Origin of the sequence: Streptomyces sparsogenes subsp. cuspidosporus (assembly GCF_039532705.1) — a bacterium.
Classification (GTDB): Bacteria; Actinomycetota; Actinomycetes; order Streptomycetales; family Streptomycetaceae; genus Streptomyces; species Streptomyces sparsogenes.
Genome location: NZ_BAAASD010000011.1, coordinates 83646 through 102074, shown reverse-complemented (window position 1 = coordinate 102074; position 18429 = coordinate 83646). Strand labels below are relative to the sequence as shown.

At 71.6% G+C, this 18429-nt stretch carries 15 protein-coding genes; 7 read left to right on the top strand and 8 right to left on the bottom strand.

All coding sequences use genetic code 11. The features are described 5' to 3' along the window. The first annotated feature begins 36 nt into the window (after window positions 1–36). Window positions 37–1290 carry an MFS transporter gene (locus ABFY07_RS16040; protein ID WP_346175156.1) on the top strand — a complete coding sequence of 418 codons (1254 nt, stop codon included), beginning with the start codon at window positions 37–39 and terminating at the stop codon, window positions 1288–1290. A gap of 49 nt (window positions 1291–1339) precedes the next feature. Beyond that, window positions 1340–2992: a glucose-6-phosphate isomerase gene (gene pgi / locus ABFY07_RS16035; RefSeq protein ID WP_346175155.1), complete on the top strand. Its 1653-nt coding sequence runs from the start codon at window positions 1340–1342 to the stop codon at window positions 2990–2992. A 121-nt stretch (window positions 2993–3113) separates the two neighbouring features. Here the strand turns inward: pgi and pgl are convergent, their stop codons facing one another. From pgl to tkt, 5 genes are read right to left on the bottom strand one after another with little or no spacing between them, the layout of a single operon-like run. After that, window positions 3114–3896, bottom strand: coding sequence for a 6-phosphogluconolactonase (pgl, locus tag ABFY07_RS16030; RefSeq protein WP_076971062.1), 783 nt, complete (start codon window positions 3894–3896; stop codon window positions 3114–3116). Then, entirely contained in the window at window positions 3893–5059 is a 1167-nt protein-coding gene (opcA, locus tag ABFY07_RS16025; RefSeq protein ID WP_346175154.1) for a glucose-6-phosphate dehydrogenase assembly protein OpcA, read from the bottom strand. Before opcA ends, pgl begins: the two co-directional genes overlap by 4 nt. Then, window positions 5056–6591 (bottom strand): glucose-6-phosphate dehydrogenase, encoded by a 1536-nt coding sequence (gene zwf / locus ABFY07_RS16020; RefSeq protein ID WP_346175153.1) that lies wholly within the window; start codon window positions 6589–6591, stop codon window positions 5056–5058. Before zwf ends, opcA begins: the two co-directional genes overlap by 4 nt. A gap of 6 nt (window positions 6592–6597) precedes the next feature. Then, complete coding sequence (gene tal, locus ABFY07_RS16015) at window positions 6598–7740, bottom strand: transaldolase (RefSeq protein WP_346175152.1); 1143 nt, start codon at window positions 7738–7740, stop codon at window positions 6598–6600. A 44-nt stretch (window positions 7741–7784) separates the two neighbouring features. After that, window positions 7785–9863 carry a transketolase gene (gene tkt / locus ABFY07_RS16010; RefSeq protein WP_346175151.1) on the bottom strand — a complete coding sequence of 693 codons (2079 nt, stop codon included), beginning with the start codon at window positions 9861–9863 and terminating at the stop codon, window positions 7785–7787. A 290-nt stretch (window positions 9864–10153) separates the two neighbouring features. On the opposite strand from tkt, the gene ABFY07_RS16005 reads away from it, so the two are divergent. The 3 genes from ABFY07_RS16005 (at window position 10154) to ABFY07_RS15995 (ending at window position 12940) form a co-directional block, all read left to right on the top strand. Further along, on the top strand, window positions 10154–11095 hold the full coding sequence (locus ABFY07_RS16005; protein ID WP_346175150.1) for a heme o synthase: 942 nt from the start codon (window positions 10154–10156) through the stop codon (window positions 11093–11095). A gap of 24 nt (window positions 11096–11119) precedes the next feature. After that, window positions 11120–11524: a hypothetical protein gene (locus ABFY07_RS16000; protein ID WP_346175149.1), complete on the top strand. Its 405-nt coding sequence runs from the start codon at window positions 11120–11122 to the stop codon at window positions 11522–11524. A 153-nt stretch (window positions 11525–11677) separates the two neighbouring features. Beyond that, window positions 11678–12940: an amidohydrolase gene (locus tag ABFY07_RS15995; RefSeq protein ID WP_346175148.1), complete on the top strand. Its 1263-nt coding sequence runs from the start codon at window positions 11678–11680 to the stop codon at window positions 12938–12940. Here ABFY07_RS15995 and ABFY07_RS15990 read toward each other — a convergent pair. The 3 genes from ABFY07_RS15990 to ABFY07_RS15980 all read right to left on the bottom strand — a co-directional run bounded on the left by ABFY07_RS15990 (window position 12904) and on the right by ABFY07_RS15980 (window position 15907). Further along, the gene (locus ABFY07_RS15990) at window positions 12904–13890 is read right to left on the bottom strand and encodes a COX15/CtaA family protein (RefSeq protein ID WP_346175147.1); all 987 of its coding nucleotides are present in this window, start codon (window positions 13888–13890) and stop codon (window positions 12904–12906) included. The genes ABFY07_RS15995 and ABFY07_RS15990 overlap by 37 nt on opposite strands. Window positions 13891–14210: 320 nt before the next feature. Further along, complete coding sequence (locus ABFY07_RS15985) at window positions 14211–14984, bottom strand: ABC transporter permease (RefSeq protein ID WP_346175146.1); 774 nt, start codon at window positions 14982–14984, stop codon at window positions 14211–14213. Next, complete coding sequence (locus ABFY07_RS15980) at window positions 14981–15907, bottom strand: ABC transporter ATP-binding protein (RefSeq protein ID WP_346175145.1); 927 nt, start codon at window positions 15905–15907, stop codon at window positions 14981–14983. Before ABFY07_RS15980 ends, ABFY07_RS15985 begins: the two co-directional genes overlap by 4 nt. Before the next feature lie 274 nt (window positions 15908–16181). On the opposite strand from ABFY07_RS15980, the gene ABFY07_RS15975 reads away from it, so the two are divergent. Continuing rightward, window positions 16182–17006, top strand: a complete 825-nt coding sequence (locus ABFY07_RS15975; RefSeq protein ID WP_346175144.1) for a helix-turn-helix transcriptional regulator — start codon at window positions 16182–16184, stop codon at window positions 17004–17006. Continuing rightward, window positions 17003–18424: a Fe-S cluster assembly protein SufB gene (gene sufB / locus ABFY07_RS15970; RefSeq protein ID WP_346175143.1), complete on the top strand. Its 1422-nt coding sequence runs from the start codon at window positions 17003–17005 to the stop codon at window positions 18422–18424. The genes ABFY07_RS15975 and sufB overlap by 4 nt, the downstream gene beginning before the upstream one ends. Window positions 18425–18429: the final 5 nt, after the last annotated feature.

Sequence of the window (18429 nt, the reverse complement as noted above, 5' to 3'; positions counted from 1 at the left end):
GTGAGGTCGGTCGGGGCACGGGCGCGAGGGGGCGGCATGACCACGGCGGAGGCGGCGGACCAGGACGCCGGGGGACAGGCGCGGCAGGCGCCGCTCGCCTGGCGTGGCGGGTTCGGGCGCTTGTGGGGTGCCGCGGTGGTGTCGCGGTTCGGGGACGCGCTGCGCGGGGCGGCGCTGCCCTTGCTGGCCGTCTCACTGACCGACTCCCCGGTGCTGGTCTCCCTGGTGACCGTGTGCGGATTCCTGCCGTGGCTGCTGTTCGGGCTGCTCGGCGGGGCCATCGCGGACCGGGTGGACCAGCGGCGGGCGATGTGGGCGGTGGACGCGGCCCGGGGCGCGCTGATGGCCGCCTTCGCCGTCGCCGTATGGCTGGGGCATGCCACCATCGGCCTGCTGCTCGCCCTCGCCTTCGCCCTGACCACCCTGCAGACCCTCTTCGACAACGCGGCCACGGCCCTGCTGCCCTCCGTGGTGCCCCGGGAGGCCCTGAGCCGGGCCAACGCACGCCTGATGACCGGCCAGGAGGTCATGGGCCGGTTCGTGGGCGCGCCGCTGGTGCCGGTGGCCCTGGGGCTCGGCGCCGCGGTGCCGTACGCGGCGGACGCGGTCACCTATCTCGCCGCCGCCGCGCTGGTCGCCTCGCTGGGCGGGGGCGCGCGGGCGGAGCGGCGGGAGCCCCGGGCGCCGGGGCGCACGATCCGCAAGGACATGGCCGAGGGCGTCAGGGTGCTGTGGCGGGACCGGCTGCTGCGGGCGCTGTGCGTGTCCACCACGCTGTGCAATGTGGGCATCGGCGCCCTCATCGCCACGCTGGTGCTGCACGTCACCGGCTGGCTGGGCGCCGGGGACGCGGGTTACGCGGCCGTCATCACGGTGTACGGGATCGGCAGCGTGGCCGGCGGGCTGGTGGCCGCGCGGGTGGCGGAGCGGCTGGGGCGCGCCCCCACGATCATGGTGTGCGGTATCGCGCAGATCGCCGCCCTCCTCGCCCTGGGCACGATCCGCGCGCTGCCGGCCGCCATGGCCGCCCTCGGCGTCTTCGGCCTCGCCGGGATCATCTGGAACGTCACGGAGGTGACGATGATGCAGCAGCGCAGCCCCGCCGAGATGCTGGGCCGGGTCAGCGCCGCCTTCCGCACCCTGTCGATCGCCGGCAGCCCGCTCGGCGCCCTGCTCGGCGGGGTCATCGCCGCAGCCTGGGGGCTCAACACACCGGCGCTGGCGGCCGCCGCGCTGTTCGCCGGCGGTCTGGTGGCCCTCGTTCCCGGGATGCGGTCCCCGATCAATTAGGTTGGGGACACGGGGGCCAGGCACCGATGAGAAGTGGGCTGATTCCGAGATGAACGCAGACGGCCGCAGCAGGCTCGACCAGCTGCCCGAGTGGAACGCACTGGCCGCACACCGCCAGGAGCTGGGCGACGCGCATCTGCGCGACCTGTTCGCCCAGGACCCCGAGCGCGCGGAGCGGTTCACCCTTCAGGTCGGCGACCTCCATCTGGACTACTCCAAGCACCTGGTGACCGACGAGACCCTGCGGCTGCTGCGGGAGTTGGCCCGGGCGACCAAGGTGACGGAGCTGCGGGACGCCATGTTCCGCGGCGAGAAGATCAACACCACCGAGGACCGGGCGGTGCTGCACACCGCCCTGCGCGCGCCGCACTCCGCCGTCATCCGGACCGACGGCAAGGACGTCGTCCCGGAAGTGCACGCGGTGCTCACCAAGATGGGCACGTTCGTCGACCGCGTCCACTCGGGGGAGTGGACCGGCCACACCGGCAAGCGCATCAAAAACGTCGTCAACATCGGCATCGGCGGCTCCGACCTGGGCCCGGCGATGGCGTACGAGGCGCTGCGCGCCTACAGCCACCGCGAACTGCGGTTCCACTTCGTCTCCAACGTCGACGGGGCGGACCTGCACGAGGCGCTGCGCGGCCTGGACCCGGCCGAGACCTTGTTCATCGTCGCCTCCAAGACCTTCACCACCATCGAGACCATCACCAACGCCACCTCCGCCCGCCGTTGGCTGCTGAGGGGTCTCGAAGCGGGCCAGGAAGCGGTCGCCAAGCACTTCGTCGCCCTGTCGACCAACGCGGAGAAGGTCGCGGAGTTCGGCATCGACACCGACAACATGTTCGAGTTCTGGGACTGGGTCGGCGGGCGCTACTCCTTCGACTCGGCCATCGGCCTCTCGCTGATGCTCGCCATCGGCCAGGACCACTTCCGCGAGATGCTGGCCGGCTTCCACCTCGTCGACGAGCACTTCCGCTGCGCCCCGCCGGAGGAGAACGCGCCGCTGCTGCTCGGCCTGCTGGGCATCTGGTACGGGCAGTTCTTCGACGCGCAGTCCCACGCCGTGCTGCCGTACTCGCACTACCTGTCCAAGTTCCCCGCTTACCTCCAGCAGTTGGACATGGAGTCCAACGGCAAGTCGGTGGACCGCGAGGGCCGGCCGGTGAGCTGGCAGACCGGCCCGGTCGTCTGGGGGACACCCGGCACCAACGGGCAGCACGCCTACTACCAGCTGCTCCACCAGGGCACCAAGACGATCCCGGCCGATCTGATCGGCTTCGCCAACCCGGTGGCCGACCTGCCCCCGAAGCTCGCCGCCCACCACGACCTGCTGATGGCCAACCTCTTCGCCCAGGGCCAGGCGCTGGCGTTCGGCAAGACCTCGGAGGAGGTGGCCGCCGAGGGGGTGGCGCCGGAGCTGGTGCCGCACCGGACCTTCCCCGGCAACCGCCCCACGACCACCATCCTGGCCGCCGAGCTGAGCCCCTCGGTGCTCGGCCAGCTGATCGCGCTGTACGAGCACAAGGTGTTCGTCCAGGGCGCGATCTGGCACATCGACTCGTTCGACCAGTGGGGCGTGGAGCTGGGCAAGGTCCTGGCCAAGCGGGTGGAACCGGCGCTCACCGAAGGCGCCGCCGTGCCCGGACTGGACGCCTCCACCGCCGCGCTCGTCGCCACCTACCGTTCGCTGCGCGGGCGCTGACCCGTCGTAGGGCGCTGACCCCCCGTAGGGCGCTGAGACGCGGCAGGGCGCCTCTCAACGCCGGACGGGCCGACCGGGGTTCTCCCAGTCGGCCCGTCCGGGTCGGTCTCATGGGTGCCGGTCAGGGCGACGCCGGCGGGTACAGCTCGCGCGGCAGGCCCGCCGCGGCGGCCCGGTCCAGCAGCCACAGCGTGCGCCGGCGGCCGTACGCGCCCGCGGCCGGGGCCTGGATCTCCCCGGCGCCCGAGAGCGCGATCGTCACCGCCTTGGCCTTGTCCTCGCCCGCCGCGAGCAGCCAGACCTCCTGCGCCGCGCGGATCGCGGGCAGGGTCAGGGAGACCCGGGTGGGTGGCGGCTTGGGCGCGCCGCGCACCGCCACCACCGTCCGCTCGGTCTCCCGCACCCCGGGCAGCTCCGGGAAGAGCGAGGCCACATGGGTGTCGGGGCCGACGCCCAGCAGCAGCACGTCGAAGGACGGCGCCTCGCCGTGGTTCTCCGGCCGCGAGGCGCGGGCCAGCTCCTCGGCGTACGCCTCGGCGGCCGCCTCCACATCGCCGCCCCAGGGGCCGTCGGAGGCGGGCATCGGATGCACCCGGGCCGGGTCCAGACCGACCGCGTCCAGCAGCGCCTCCCGGGCCTGGGTGACATTGCGGTCCGCGTGGCCTTCCGGGAGGAACCGCTCGTCGCCCCACCACAGGTCGAGCCGCGACCAGTCCACGGCGTCCCGGGCCGGTGCCCCGGCGAGCGCGGCCAGCAGGCCGTTGCCGTTGCGACCGCCGGTCAGCACGACCGAGGCGGAGCCGCGGGCGGACTGGGCGTCCACGATCTTGGTGATCAGGCGGGCGGCGGCGGCCTGCGCCATCAGCTCCTTGTCGCGGTGGACGACCACCTGCGGAGCGGTCACGACGCCGCCTTGCCGGCGGTCCTGTCCCCCGCCTTGTCCGCTGTCCTGTCCCCCGTCTTGCGAGCTGCCTTGGCGCCGGTGCTGTCCCCGCTGTCGCTCTTCTCAGCGCTCTTGTCAGCGGTCTTCCCGGTGGTCTTCTCGGCGGGGGCCTTCGACGGGGCGGCCTTGCGGGCCCCGCCCGACCGGTTGTCCCCGCCGGACCCGGCCCGCGCCGTCGCGCGCTCCGCTCCGAGCACGCCCTTGCCGAGCCGGCTCACCCCGTACCGCACCGCCGAGGCGTAGGTCTCGTCCGGGTCGAGCCGGCGCAGCTCCTCCGCTATCAGCTCCGACTTCTCACGGCGCTGCAGCGCGACATGCCGGTCGGGCTGCCCCGGCATCGCCAGCTCGGCCAGCGACCCGTTGGCCCGGTCCAGGCAGATCTCGCCGTCGGCCGTCTCCAGCCGCACCGCGGTCAGCCCGGGGCCGTCCGAGACCTGCCGCTGGACCGGGACCCGCAGCCGCTCGGCGAGCCACAGCGCCAGCAGCTCGCTGCTCGGGTTGTACGCCTCACCCTCGACCACCGCGGAGGTGATCGCCGAGTGCTTCTGGTCGAGCGCCGCGGCCAGCACGCTGCGCCACGGGGTGATGCGGGTCCAGGCCAGATCGGTGTCGCCCGGGGTGTACGTGCGGGCCCGCAGCCCGAGCGTGTCCACCGGGTCCTCGGTGGCCTGGGCGTCGGTGATCCGGCGGGTCGCCAGCTGGCCCAGCAGGTCCTCGCTGGGGTGCTCCGGCGCGTCCTCCGGCCACCACACCACCACCGGGGCGTCCGGCAGCAGCAGCGGCAGCACCACCGACTCGGCGTGGCCGGCGAGCTCGCCGTACAGCCGCAGCAGCACCGTCTCACCGGTGCCGACATCGCCGGCGATCCGCACCTCGGCGTCCAGCCGGGCGACCCTGCGGTCGCGCGGCGAGCGCCCCGGCCGCTTGATGACGACCAGGATGCGCGACGGGTGTTCCTTGGACGCCTCGCTCGCGGCCTTCAGCGCGTCGTAGTGATTGCCCTCGTCGGTGACGATGACAAGGGTGAGCACCATGCCCACGGCCGGTATCCCCGCCGCCCGCCGCGCCTGGACCAGAGCGGAGTTGATCTGGCTTGACGTGGTGTCGGTGAGATCGATGTTCATGGCCGGCGCCAGCTCCGTCCGTCTCGTGCGAGCATCTCGTCCGCCGCCTTCGGCCCCCAGGTGCCCGCCGTGTACTGCTCGGGCTTGCCGTGCTGGTCCCAGTACTCCTCGATCGGATCGAGGATCCGCCAGGACTCCTCCACCTCCTGGTGGCGCGGGAAGAGGTTGGCGTCGCCGAGCAGGACGTCGAGCAGCAGTCGCTCGTACGCCTCGGGGCTGGACTCGGTGAAGGACTCGCCGTAGGCGAAGTCCATCGTCACGTCCCGGATCTCCATGGAGGTGCCGGGCACCTTGGAACCGAACCTGATGGTGACGCCCTCGTCCGGCTGCACCCGGATGACCAGGGCGTTCTCCCCGAGCTCCTGGGTGTCGGTGGCGTCGAAGGGCGAGTACGGGGCGCGCTGGAAGACCACCGCGATCTCCGTGACCCGCCGGCCGAGCCGCTTGCCCGTGCGCAGATAGAAGGGGACGCCCGCCCAGCGGCGGTTGTCGATCTCCAGCTTGATCGCGGCGTAGGTGTCGGTCTTGGAGTTGGGGTCGATGCCCTCCTCCTCCAGATAGCCCGGCACCTCGCTGCCGCCCTGCCAGCCGTGGGCGTACTGGCCGCGCACGGTGTGCTTGCCCAGGTCCTTGGGCAGCTTGACGGCCTTGAGCGCCTTGAGCTTCTCGGTGACCAGGGCGTTGGCGTCGAAGGAGATGGGCTCCTCCATGGCGGTCAGCGCGAGGAGCTGGAGCAGGTGGTTCTGGATGACGTCGCGCGCCGCGCCGATGCCGTCGTAGTAGCCGGCCCGGCCGCCGATGCCGATGTCCTCCGCCATGGTGATCTGTACGTGGTCGACGTAACTGCGGTTCCACAGCGGCTCGAACATGGTGTTGGCGAAGCGCAGCGCCAGGATGTTCTGGACCGTCTCCTTGCCCAGGTAGTGATCGATCCGGAAGACGTCGCTCGGCCGGAAGACCTCGTGGACGACCTGGTTGAGCTCCTGGGCGCTGGCCAGGTCGTGGCCGAAGGGCTTCTCGATGACGGCGCGCCGCCAGGAGTCGCCGGACCCGGAGGACAGGCCGTGCTTCTTGAGCTGCTGGACGACGGTGGGGAAGAACTTCGGCGGGACCGACAGGTAGAAGGCGAAGTTGCCGCCCGTGCCGCGCGCCTTGTCGAGTTCCTCGATCGTCTCCCGCAGCTTGTCGAACGCCTCGTCGTCGGAGAACTCGCCGGGTACGAAGCGGAAGCCCTCGGCGAGCTGCTGCCAGACCTCCTCGCGGAAGGGGGTCCTGGCGTGTTCCTTGACCGCGTCGTGCACGACCTGGGCGAAGTCCTCGTCCTCCCAGTCGCGGCGGGCGAAGCCGACGAGCGAGAAGCCCGGCGGCAGCAGGCCGCGGTTGGCCAGGTCGTAGACGGCCGGCATCAGCTTCTTGCGGGACAAGTCGCCCGTGACGCCGAAGATGACCAGGCCGGACGGCCCCGCGATGCGCGGAAGCCGCCGGTCCCGGGGGTCACGCAGCGGATTGGCTCCGCTCGTGGAAAGTGACAAGGTCTCTCACGCCTCCGAAGGTGCGAGGCGGCCCAGCTCCGCCTCAGTGGACTTCAGCAGGTCGTTCCAGGACGCCTCGAACTTCTCGACGCCCTCGTCCTCGAGGAGCTGTACAACGTCATCGTACGAGATACCGAGGCGCTCCAGCGCGTCGAGATCGGCCCTGGCCTGCTCGTACGTGCCGCGGACCGCGTCGCCGGCGATCTGGCCGTGGTCGGCGACGGCCTCCAGCGTGGCCTCCGGCATGGTGTTCACCGTGCCCGGCGCGACCAGCTCGTCCACGTAGAGCGTGTCCTTGTAGTCCGGGTCCTTGACGCCGGTGGAGGCCCACAGCGGGCGCTGCTTGTTGGCGTTCGCCCGGTCGAGGGCGGCCCAGCGCTCCGACGGCGGGGTCGACTTGTCGTGGGAGCCGAACACCTCCTCGTACGCCTGGTAGGCGAGGCGGGCGTTGGCCAGGGCGGCCCGGCCGCGCAGCGCCTTGGCCTCGTCGGTGCCGAGCTTGTCGAGGCGCTTGTCGATCTCGGTGTCCACGCGGGACACGAAGAAGGACGCCACCGAGTGGATCTTCTGCAGGTCGAGACCCGCGGCCTTGGCCTTCTCCAGACCGGCCAGGTAGGCGTCCATCACCTCGCGGTAGCGCTCCAGCGAGAAGATCAGGGTGACGTTGACGCTGATGCCGAGGCCGATCGCCTCGGTGATCGCGGGCAGGCCGGCCCGGGTGGCCGGGATCTTGATGAAGGTGTTGGGCCGGTCCACCAGCCAGGCCAGCTGCTTGGCCTCGGCGACGGTGGCGTGGGTGTTGTGCGCCAGGCGCGGGTCCACCTCGATGGAGACCCGGCCGTCCTGGCCGCCGGTGGCGTCGTACACCGGCCGCAGGATGTCGGCGGCGTCCCGGACGTCCGCCGTGGTGATCATGCGAATGGCTTCCTCGACGGTGACCTTGCGGGCCGCGAGGTCGGCCAGCTGCTGGTCGTAGCCGTCGCCGCCGCTGATCGCCTTCTGGAAGATCGACGGGTTGGTGGTCACGCCCACCACGTGGCTCTGGTCGATCAGCTCGGCCAGGTTGCCGGACGTGATGCGCTTGCGCGAAAGGTCGTCGAGCCAGACCGCGACGCCTTCGTCGGCCAGCCGCTTGAGTGCGTCTGTCATCGGGATTGCATCTCCTACTCGTCGCTACAAGGTCGTATACGGCGTCAGCGCTCGGCGGTCTCAAGCGACGCGCGGGCCGCGTCGAAGACGGCCTCCGCGGTCAGGCCGAACTCCCGGTAGAGCACCTTGTAGTCGGCGGAGGCGCCGAAGTGCTCCAGCGAGACGATGCGGCCGGCCTCGCCCACGAAGCGGTACCAGGTCAGGCCGATCCCCGCCTCGACGGCCACGCGGGCCTTCACCGACGGCGGCAGCACGCTGTCCCGGTACGCCTGGTCCTGCTCCTCGAACCACTCGACCGAGGGCATGGAGACCACGCGGGTCGGGATCCCCTCGGCCTCCAGGCGCTCGCGCGCCTCGACGGCGAGCTGCACCTCGGAGCCGGTGCCGATCAGGATCACCCGCGGGGTGCCGCCCTCGGCCTCGGCCAGGACGTAGCCGCCCTTGGCCGCGTTCTCGTTGGGCTCGTACGTAGGCACGTTCTGCCGGGTGAGCGCGATGCCATGGGGAGCCGGCTTGGCGGTGTGGCGCCGGGTGATCTCCTGCCAGACGATGGCGGTCTCGTTGGCGTCGGCCGGGCGGACCACGTTCAGGCCGGGGATGGCGCGCAGCGCGCTCAGGTGCTCGACCGGCTGGTGGGTCGGGCCGTCCTCGCCGAGGCCGATGGAGTCGTGCGTCCACACGTAGGTGACGGGGAGCTTCATCAGGGCGGCGAGGCGGACGGCGGGGCGCATGTAGTCGGAGAAGACCAGGAAGGTGCCGCCGTAGATACGGGTGTTGCCGTGGAGCGCGATGCCGTTCATGGTCGAGCCCATGGCGTGCTCGCGGATGCCGAAGTGGACCGTACGGCCGTACGGGTCCGCCTCCGGCAGCGGGTTGTCCTTCGGGAGGAAGGACGAGGACGCGTCGATGGTGGTGTTGTTCGAGCCGGCGAGGTCGGCGGAGCCGCCCCACAGCTCGGGCAGCACCCCGCCGAGCGCCTTGAGGACCTGGCCGGACGCCTTGCGGGTGGCCACGTCCTTGCCGGGCTCGAAGACCGGGATCGCCTTGTCCCAGCCCTCGGGCAGCTCACCGGCGGTGATCCGGTCGAACTCGGCGGCGCGCTCGGGGTTGTTGTCCCGCCACTCCTGGAGCTTCTTGTCCCAGGCGGCGTGGGCCTCGCGGCCGCGGTCGGCCAGCGAGCGGGTGTGGGCCAGGACCGACTCCTCGACCTCGAAGTGCTTCTCCGGGTCGAAGCCGAGGACGCGCTTGGTGGCCGCGACCTCGTCGGCGCCGAGCGCCGAGCCGTGGGCGGCCTCGGTGTTCTGCGCGTTCGGGGCGGGCCAGGCGATGATGGTGCGGGCGGCGATGATCGAGGGGCGCTCGGTCTCCGCCTGCGCCGCCTTCAGCGCCGCGTACAGCGCGTGGACGTCGAAGTCGCCGTTGGCGCCCTGCTCGATGCGCTGGACGTGCCATCCGTACGCCTCGTAGCGCTTCAGCACGTCCTCGGAGAAGGCGGTCGCGGTGTCGCCCTCGATCGAGATGTGGTTGTCGTCGTACAGTGCGACCAGATTGCCGAGCTTCTGGTGGCCGGCGAGCGAGGAGGCCTCGGCGGAGATGCCCTCCTCCAGGTCGCCGTCGGAGACGATCGCCCAGACGGTGTGGTCGAAGGGGGAGGAGCCCTCGGGCGCGTCCGGGTCGAAGAGGCCGCGCTCGTAGCGGGCGGCCATGGCCATGCCCACCGCGTTGGCGATGCCCTGGCCCAGCGGGCCGGTGGTGGTCTCGACGCCCGCCGTGTGGCCGTGCTCCGGGTGGCCCGGGGTCAGCGAGCCCCAGGTGCGGAACGACTTCAGGTCCTCCAGCTCCAGACCGAAGCCGCCCAGGTACAGCTGCACGTAGAGCGTCAGCGAGGTGTGACCGGGGGAGAGGACGAACCGGTCACGGCCCACCCATCCGGTGTCGGACGGGTCGTGCCGCATCAGCTTCTGGAAGAGCAGGTACGCGGCGGGGGCCAGGCTCATGGCGGTGCCGGGGTGGCCGTTGCCGACCTTCTGCACGGCATCCGCGGCCAGGACACGGGCCGTGTCCACGGCGCGCTGGTCCACATCGGTCCACTCGAGGTCTGTGGTAGTCGGCTTCGTGCTCACCCTGAGTCAGGGCTCCTCTCCACAATGTCGATATCCGGTGACGATGCGTACACCGGCTTTGTCGAGCCTACCCCTGGAAGAACGGTCATCTTTTCGGGCGAGTACCCGACGTCAGGGGAACGAATGCCGGAGATGCGGCATTCCCTCGACCGCCGTGACCACCGTGAACACGAGCCGACCCCGGCGGCGGGCGGAGTATCGCGGGCGTCTAGAGTGGCGTGGTACGCGCAAGTCTTTACCGGCTCTTCATGTCCGGTGCTTGCTGGTTCTTGCTTCTACCAGGGGTGTGCGTGACGGCCGTCGATTCCCGTCCTGCGGGGGTGCTCGATACGAGCCAGAGCCACCGGCCGTTCGGTGCCCGCGTCAAGGCGTTCGTGGCACTGACCAAGCCGCGTGTCATCGAGCTGCTGCTCATGACCACGGTGCCGGTGATGTTCCTGGCCGCCAGGGGCGTACCGGATCTGTGGCTGGTGCTCGCCACCTGCGTCGGCGGCTATATGTCGGCCGGCGGCGCGGCCGCGTTCAACATGTATTACGACCGCGACATCGACGCGCTCATGGCCCGCACCTCGCAGCGGCCGCTGGTGACCGGCATGGTCTCGCCGGCCGAGTGCCTGGTCTTCGCCTCCGCCCTCACGGTGGGGTCCACGGCGTGGTTCTGGTTCCTGGTCAACCCGCTGTCCGCGATGTTGTCGCTCGGCGCGCTGGCTTTCTATGTCGTCGTCTACACGATGTGGCTCAAACGGCGTACCGCGCAGAACATCGTCTGGGGCGGCATCGCCGGTTGTATGCCGGTCTTCATCGGCTGGTCCGCGGTCACCGATTCGGTCTCCTGGGCCGCGGCGATCCTCTTCCTCGTCATCTTCTTCTGGACGCCGCCGCACTACTGGCCGCTGTCGATGAAGGTCAAGGACGACTACGAGCGCGTGGGCGTGCCGATGATGCCCGTGGTCGCGGGCAACAAGGCGGTCGCCCGGCAGATCGTCCTCTACAGCTGGGTGATGGTGATCGTCTCGCTGCTGCTGTGGCCGCTGGGCTACACCGGCTGGTTCTACCCCGTGGTGGCCGCGGCGCTGGGCGCGTTCTGGCTCAAGGAGGCGCACGCGCTGCAGGCGCGCGCCAAGGCCGGGATCACCGGGCCGGGCCTCAAGGAGATGCGGCTGTTCCACTGGTCCATCACCTATGTGTCGCTGCTGTTCGTCGCCGTCGCCGTGGATCCCTTCCTGCGATGATTACCGGCCGGTAGCATCGGCCTCATGGCAGACACCACGCAGACGGACCCGGAGGACCGGGCAGGCAAGGCCGCACCGGCCGAGACCGCGTCGGGCGGGACCGCGTCGGGCACGGACAAGAAGGCCGACAAGGCGGCCAAGCGGCTCGCCCGCCAGATGACGGCCTTCGCCCAGCGCCACGGCGGCAGCGCCGAGGGCCAGCTGGCCCACATCGGCCGCGGCACCGTCCGCGTCGCCCTGGTCGGGGCCGGCGGCGACTGGGGCACCCTGGTCGCCCCCTCGTACGAGACGGCGCGCCGCGCCGCGGAGGCCGCGGGGATCACTCTGCGCGAGGACTTCGACGGCGAGCTGGCCGCGAAGGTCCGCACCGGGCCGTACGAGTGGACCCGGATGGCCGGCATCCAGCTCGGCGGCCCCCGCAACGCGTAACCCACGCCACGGCCGAGGTCCCGCGCGCCGGGTCCCGCCCCGCTCCGCCCCTGGCCGCCGCCGGGGGCGGTCTTGCCGACGGCGGCCGGTGCGGGCCAGGCTCGGGGGCGGGCCCGGCGACACCTCATACCGTTTCGCCCGTTAAGCCCTTCGATGCCCGACGGCGAGGAGGCGGCGGTGAAGGACGAGGCGACGGGCACGTCGGCCGACCTGGTCCCCTCGGGCGTACCGGAGACCGTGTCGGAGGCTGTACCGGAGGCCCTGCCGGGGACCGCCCCCGAGACCCGACTGGGGGCCGCCCGGGAGACCGAAGGCGCGCTCTCCGCCGGGCGGGCGCGGCTCGCGCGGGAGGCCTGGGCGAACGCGCTGCCGCCGCTCGTGGACCAGCACAGCCACGGCACGCTCCACGGCGAGCTGGGCCTCGGCACGTTCGAGGCGCACCTCGCCGCCGCCGTCGGGTCCGGCACCCCCGCACCCCCGGGCACCACCTTCTTCGACAGCTGGACCGGCCTGGCGGTGCGTCGCTGGTGCCCCCCGCTGCTCGGCCTGGAGGCCCACTGCTCCCCTGTCCGCTATCTGGCCCGGCGGCGTGAGCTGGGCGCCTACCGCGCCTCGCGGCTGCTGCTGCGGGGCGCGGGCATCGGCACCTTCCTTCTGGAGTCGGGGCCGCCGGGAGAGCTGACCTCCGCCGCCGAGTTCGCCACGGCCGCGGACGGCCCGGTCCACGAGGTGGTCCGCCTGGAGCCGCTGGCCCGGGAGGCCGCGGAAACCTCCGGCTCGGTCGACTCGTTCATCCGCGACACCGCCGAGGCCCTGTACGCCGCGGCCGGGCACGCCACCGCCTTCGCCGTGGGCGTCACCTTCTGTGACGAGACCCCGCCGGACCCCCGGGAGGTGCGGCGGGCGGCCGACCGCTGGCTCGGCGGGTGCGTACGGGAACGGGCCCGGCTCGCCGAGCCCGCGCTGCTCCAGCACCTGCTGTGGTGCGCCGTCGCGACCGGCCTGCCCGTGCAGCTCCACTGTGGCGACCCACAGGCGCTCGCGGGCTTTCTGCGCGCCACCGCGGGTGGCGGGACCGATCTGGTGCTGCTGCCCGCCCGGCCCCACCACCGCCGTGCCGCCCAGCTGGCCGCGGCCTTCGCGCACGTCTACGCCGACGCGGGGCCCCGGCCGGGGGAGACCCTCGCCGAGGCGCCGTTCGGCAAGCTGCTGTTCTCGACCGGGGCGCGGGCGCTGCCCGAGCTGTATGTGACCGGCGCCCGGCTGTTCGCGCGGGCGATGGCGCGGCTGGCGGCCGAGTGGGTCGCCGACGGCGTGTGCACCCGGCCCGAGGCGCGGCGCATCGGCGCGCTCGTCGCGGCCGGGACCGCGCGCCGGATCTACCGGCTGGACCCGGCGGGCTCGGCGACGGGCTGAGCCGGGGCGGGGGCGGGGACCGGCGCGGGCAGCTCGGCCCGCTCGCGCTGCGCGAAGAACACCCGCAGGACCGCGATCCACACCAGGCAGGACCCGAACATGTGGATGCCGACGACCACCTCGGGCAGGTGAGTGAAGTACTGGACGTATCCGATCGCACCCTGGAGGAGCAGCACGGCCAGCAGGTCGAGCACCGCACGGCGCTGGGCCGCCGGGGCACTCACGGCGCGCAGCGTGAACCACAGGGCGACGGTGAGGCCCAGCACGATGTAGACGAAGTCCACGTGAAGCTGGGTGATCTCCTGCCAGTCCAGCGGGATCCGGTGCACCTCACGGGCGTCACCGGCGTGCGGACCGGCTCCCGTGACCACGGTGCCGATCAGGATCAGCGCCAGGGTCGCGCCGACCAGCAGCCAGGTCATCTGGCGCACCGGGCGGGCCACCAGGTCGCGCGGCGCGCCGTCGCCCTCGCGGGAGCGCTGCCAGACGGCCATCGCGACCGTGAGGAGCGCGGTGGACAGCAGGAAGTGGGAGCTGACGATGTACGGGTTGAGGCCGGTGAGCACGATGATGCCGCCGATGACGGCATTGCCCATGATGAGCCAGAACTGGACCCAGCCCAACCGGGTGAGGGAGCGACGCACCGGAGTGCGGGCCCGGGCCGCGATGATCAGCAGGCCCACGAACACGCACAGCACGTACGTCAGCATGCGGTTGCCGAACTCGATGGCGCCGTGCATGCCCATGTCGGCGGTGGGCGTCAGGCTCCCGGAGGTGCACCTGGGCCAGGTGTCACAACCCAGCCCGGACTCGGTCAGCCGCACCGCGCCGCCGGTGACGACGATGACCACGGCCATCACCACGGTGGCCAGCGCGGCCCGCTCCACAAAGCGCGCGGAGGGCTGCCAGCGTCGGGCGATCAGCTCGAACGGATTCAGCGAATTCGGCACGCGTCCCATCGTAGGCGGGTGCTTGTGCAGCTTTTCACGAGGGGGGTGTGGGGGGAGTCGCTCCCCCGGAATGTGGCATTGGCGCTCATCGGCGGGACGATGTGGGCGGCGTCGCCGAGAAGGTACAGCCTGCCGTAGCTCACCGTGGCGGTGGCGAGCGCACCGGAGGCGGCATAGACCAGTTGCCCCTCGGCATGCGAGTGGGAATCGAGCCGGTAGCCGTGGGGCAGCCACGCGGCGCCTTGGAGCGGTCTCGCGTCCGGGGCGGACGGCGTCGAGTCCGTGAGGCGCTGGACGGTCATGAGGCCACGTGGAATCCGCTACTCCCAGCGGAAGAAGCGCGCCGCGGCCCCCAGGCCCAGCACCGCCCACACCGCCAGGATCCCCAGGTCGCTCCACGGCACCCCGGCCCCGTCCCGCAGCACGTCCCGCAGGCCGTCCGAGAGGGCGGAGATGGGCAGCAGCTCCAGCAGGCCGCGCGCCGCGCCCGGGAACTTGTCCAGGGAGACGATCACCCCGCCGCCGACGAGCAGCAGCAGGAAGACGAGGTTGGCGGCGGCGAGGGTCGCCTCGGCCTTGAGGGTGCCCGCCATCAGCAGGCCGAGGCCGGAGAACGCGGCCGTGCCGAGGAGCAGCAGCAGGGCCACGGTGAGCGGGTTGCCGTGCGGGGACCAGCCCAGGGCGAGCGCGATCACCGTCAGCAGGACGACCTGCAGCACCTCGGTGACCAGCACCGAGCAGGTCTTGGCGGTCATCAGGGCCCAGCGGGGCAGGGGGGAGGCGCCGAGCCGCTTGAGGACGCCGTACCGCCGCTCGAAGCCGGTGGCGATGGCCTGGCCGGTGAAGGCCGTGGACAGCACGGCGAGGGCCAGGACGCCGGGGGTGAGGAAGTCCACGGCCTTGCCGCCGGAGCCGGTGTCGACGATGTCGACGGTGCTGAAGAGCACCAGCAGCAGGGACGGGATGATCACGGTCAGCAGCAGCTGCTCGCCGTTGCGCAGCAGCATCCGGGTCTCCAGGACCGCCTGGGAGCGGATCATGCGGGGCAGCGGGGCGGCTCCCGGCTGGGGGGTGAAGGTTCCCGTGGCGGTCACGCGCGCAGCTCCTTGCCGGTCAGCTCGAGGAAGACGTCCTCAAGGGTGTGCCGCTCGACCGAGATCCGGTCCGGCATGACGCCGTTCTGGGCGCACCACGAGGTGACGGTGGCCAGCAGCTGCGGGTCGATCTTGCCGGCGACGCGGTACGAGCCGGACGTCAGCTCGTCGGCCGTGGAGTCGGAGGGCAGCGCCTTGAGTAGCGAGGCGAGGTCGAGCCCGGGGCGTCCGGTGAAGCGCAGGGTGTTCTCCGCCCCGCCGCGGCACAGCTGCTCGGGGCTGCCCTGGGCGATCACCTTGCCGCCGTCCACGATCGCGACGTCGTCGGCGAGCTGCTCGGCCTCGTCCATGTAGTGGGTGGTCAGTACCACGGTGACGCCGTCCCGGCGCAGGTCGCGCACGAGTTCCCAGGTGGCGCGCCGGGCCTGGGGGTCGAGTCCGGCGGTGGGCTCGTCGAGGAAGACCAGTTCGGGCCGGCCGACGACGGCCATGGCGAGCGCCAGGCGCTGCTGCTGGCCGCCGGAGAGCCGCCGGTAGGGCGTGCGGCCGCAGGAGGCGAGGCCGAGCCGCTCCATGAGGTGGTCGACGTTCACGGGGTGGGCGTGCAGGCCCGCGGTGTGGCGCAGCATCTCTTCTGCGCGCGCTCCGGAATAAACCCCTCCGGACTGCAGCATCACGCCGATCCGGGGGCGCAGCGCCGCCGCCTCGGTGACGGGATCGAGGCCGAGGACGCGGACCGTGCCCGCGTCGGGCCGCCGGTATCCCTCGCAGACCTCGACGGTGGTGGTCTTGCCTGCCCCGTTGGGGCCGAGCACGGCGGTCACGGCGGCGCGCGCGACGGACAGGTCGAGCCCGTCCACGGCGGTCTTCGAGCCGTACCGCTTGACGAGGCCGACGATGTCGACCGCGGGCTCTTCTCGCATGTCCGGCAGTCTACGAAGCGCTCGGGGGACGCCGGCGGGCAGGGCGGTGCGCAGCCGGGGCCCGGACGTCTCCCCGGACGTCTTCCCGGCCGTCTCCCGCACGTTTCCGCAGGTGACCCCGGACTCCCGGGCAGGTGCTCGCACAGGTGCTCAGGCAGGCGCCCGGGCAGGTGTTCGCGCAGGCAGGCTTAGGTGTGCCTTAGTGACGCACTCCACCGGGGTCCGGGCGAGGCCTCGCTTGTGCCTCCCCCGAGAATTACGCAACAATGGCGTTGTGAAATACGCGAGCGAAGCTCCGGCGGGACGCGCGGTCGAACAGGCCGCGCGATCTGCCGTGCCGGTGCCCGCGCCCGACGAGCAGCACGGCACCCGTAACCGGGTGGCCCGCTCCATCCTCGACCACGGCCCGTCCACCGCGGCCGAGCTGGCCCTGCGGCTCGAGCTGACCCAGGCGGCCGTGCGCCGCCACCTCGACACCCTCGTCGCCGACGGCGTCGTCGAGCCCCGTGAGAAGAGGGTGTACGGGGCGCGGGGCCGCGGCCGCCCGGCCAAGGTCTTCGCGCTCACCGACTGCGGGCGGGACGCCTTCGACCAGGCGTACGACAAGCTGGCCGTGGACGCCCTGCGCTGGATCGAGCAGAGCGCCGGCGGCGGCGAGCCGGGCCGGGCGGCGGTCGCCGCCTTCGCGCGCGCCAGGCTGGCCGCCCAGGCCGCGGCGTACCGCGAGGCCGTCGAGGCCGCGGAGCCCCAGTCCCGGGCCGAAGCCCTCGCCCGCGCACTGTCCGCGGACGGGTACGCTGCTACGGCGCGAAGCGCACCGGTCGGCGAACAGCTCTGCCAGCACCACTGCCCGGTCGCCCACGCGGCCGAGCGGTTTCCGCAGCTGTGCGAGGCGGAGACCGAGGTCTTCTCCCAGCTGCTCGGGACTCATGTGCAGCGTCTGGCCACCATCGCCCATGGCGACGGGGTGTGCACGACCTTCATCCCCGGGACCGGCAGGGCCGAGAAGACGCCCCCCAGCAAGACTTCCAGCACAACGTCCAGCACGACCAAGACCACCACAGCATCTGCCAGCACGGCCGGGAGGAACCCCGAATGACTCTCCCCACGGAGACCGCTCACCCCGAGCTCGAGGGGCTGGGCAACTACGAGTACGGCTGGGCCGACTCCGATGTGGCCGGTGCCTCCGCCAAGCGCGGCCTCTCGGAGGAGGTCGTCCGCGACATCTCGGCGAAGAAGTCCGAGCCGGAGTGGATGCTGAAGCTCCGCCTGAAGGGCCTCAAGCTCTTCGAGAAGAAGCCCATGCCGACCTGGGGCTCGGACCTGTCCGGCATCGACTTCGACAACATCAAGTACTTCGTGCGCTCGACGGAGCAGCAGGCCGCCTCCTGGGAAGAGCTGCCCGAGGACATCAAGAACACGTACGACAAGCTGGGCATCCCGGAGGCCGAGAAGCAGCGCCTCGTCGCGGGTGTCGCCGCGCAGTACGAGTCCGAGGTCGTCTACCACAAGATCCGTGAGGACCTCGAGGAGCAGGGTGTCATCTTCCTGGACACCGACACCGGTCTCAAGGAGCACCCGGAGCTCTTCAAGGAGTACTTCGGCTCGGTGATCCCGGCCGGCGACAACAAGTTCGCCTCGCTGAACACGGCGGTGTGGTCCGGCGGCTCGTTCATCTACGTGCCGAAGGGCGTGCACGTGGAGATCCCGCTCCAGGCCTACTTCCGGATCAACACGGAGAACATGGGCCAGTTCGAGCGGACGCTGATCATCGTCGACGAGGACGCGTACGTCCACTACGTCGAGGGCTGCACCGCGCCGATCTACAAGTCGGACTCGCTGCACTCCGCGGTCGTCGAGATCATCGTCAAGAAGGGCGCCCGCTGCCGCTACACGACCATCCAGAACTGGTCGAACAACGTGTACAACCTGGTCACCAAGCGCGCCGTGGCCTACGAGGGCGCGACCATGGAGTGGGTCGACGGCAACATCGGCTCCAAGGTGACCATGAAGTACCCGGCCGTCTACCTGATGGGCGAGCACGCCAAGGGCGAGACCCTGTCGATCGCCTTCGCGGGCGAGGGCCAGCACCAGGACGCCGGCGCCAAGATGGTCCACATGGCGCCCCGCACCTCGTCCAACATCGTCTCCAAGTCGGTGGCGCGCGGCGGCGGCCGCACCTCCTACCGCGGTCTGATCGAGATCGGCGAGGGCGCGGAGGGCTCCAAGTCCAATGTGCTGTGCGACGCGCTGCTGGTCGACACCATCTCCCGCTCGGACACCTACCCGTATGTGGACGTCCGCGAGGACGATGTGTCCATGGGCCACGAGGCGACCGTCTCCAAGGTCAGCGACGACCAGCTCTTCTACCTGATGAGCCGCGGCCTGTCCGAGGACGAGGCCATGGCGATGATCGTGCGCGGCTTCGTCGAGCCGATCGCGCGCGAGCTTCCCATGGAGTACGCGCTGGAGCTCAACCGGCTGATCGAGCTGCAGATGGAAGGCGCCGTCGGCTGACGCCG

Excerpts from the sequence above, each read along its gene's own strand:
- ABFY07_RS15995 (WP_346175148.1), top strand. The coding sequence starts at position 11,678 with ATGCCCGACGGCGAGGAGGCGGCGGTGAAGGACGAGGCGACGGGCACG.
- pgi (WP_346175155.1), top strand. The coding sequence starts at position 1,340 with ATGAACGCAGACGGCCGCAGCAGGCTCGACCAGCTGCCCGAGTGGAAC.
- opcA (WP_346175154.1), bottom strand. The coding sequence starts at position 5,059 with ATGAACATCGATCTCACCGACACCACGTCAAGCCAGATCAACTCCGCT.
- ABFY07_RS16040 (WP_346175156.1), top strand. The coding sequence starts at position 37 with ATGACCACGGCGGAGGCGGCGGACCAGGACGCCGGGGGACAGGCGCGG.
- tal (WP_346175152.1), bottom strand. The coding sequence starts at position 7,740 with ATGACAGACGCACTCAAGCGGCTGGCCGACGAAGGCGTCGCGGTCTGG.
- ABFY07_RS15980 (WP_346175145.1), bottom strand. The coding sequence starts at position 15,907 with ATGCGAGAAGAGCCCGCGGTCGACATCGTCGGCCTCGTCAAGCGGTAC.
- ABFY07_RS16000 (WP_346175149.1), top strand. The coding sequence starts at position 11,120 with ATGGCAGACACCACGCAGACGGACCCGGAGGACCGGGCAGGCAAGGCC.
- sufB (WP_346175143.1), top strand. The coding sequence starts at position 17,003 with ATGACTCTCCCCACGGAGACCGCTCACCCCGAGCTCGAGGGGCTGGGC.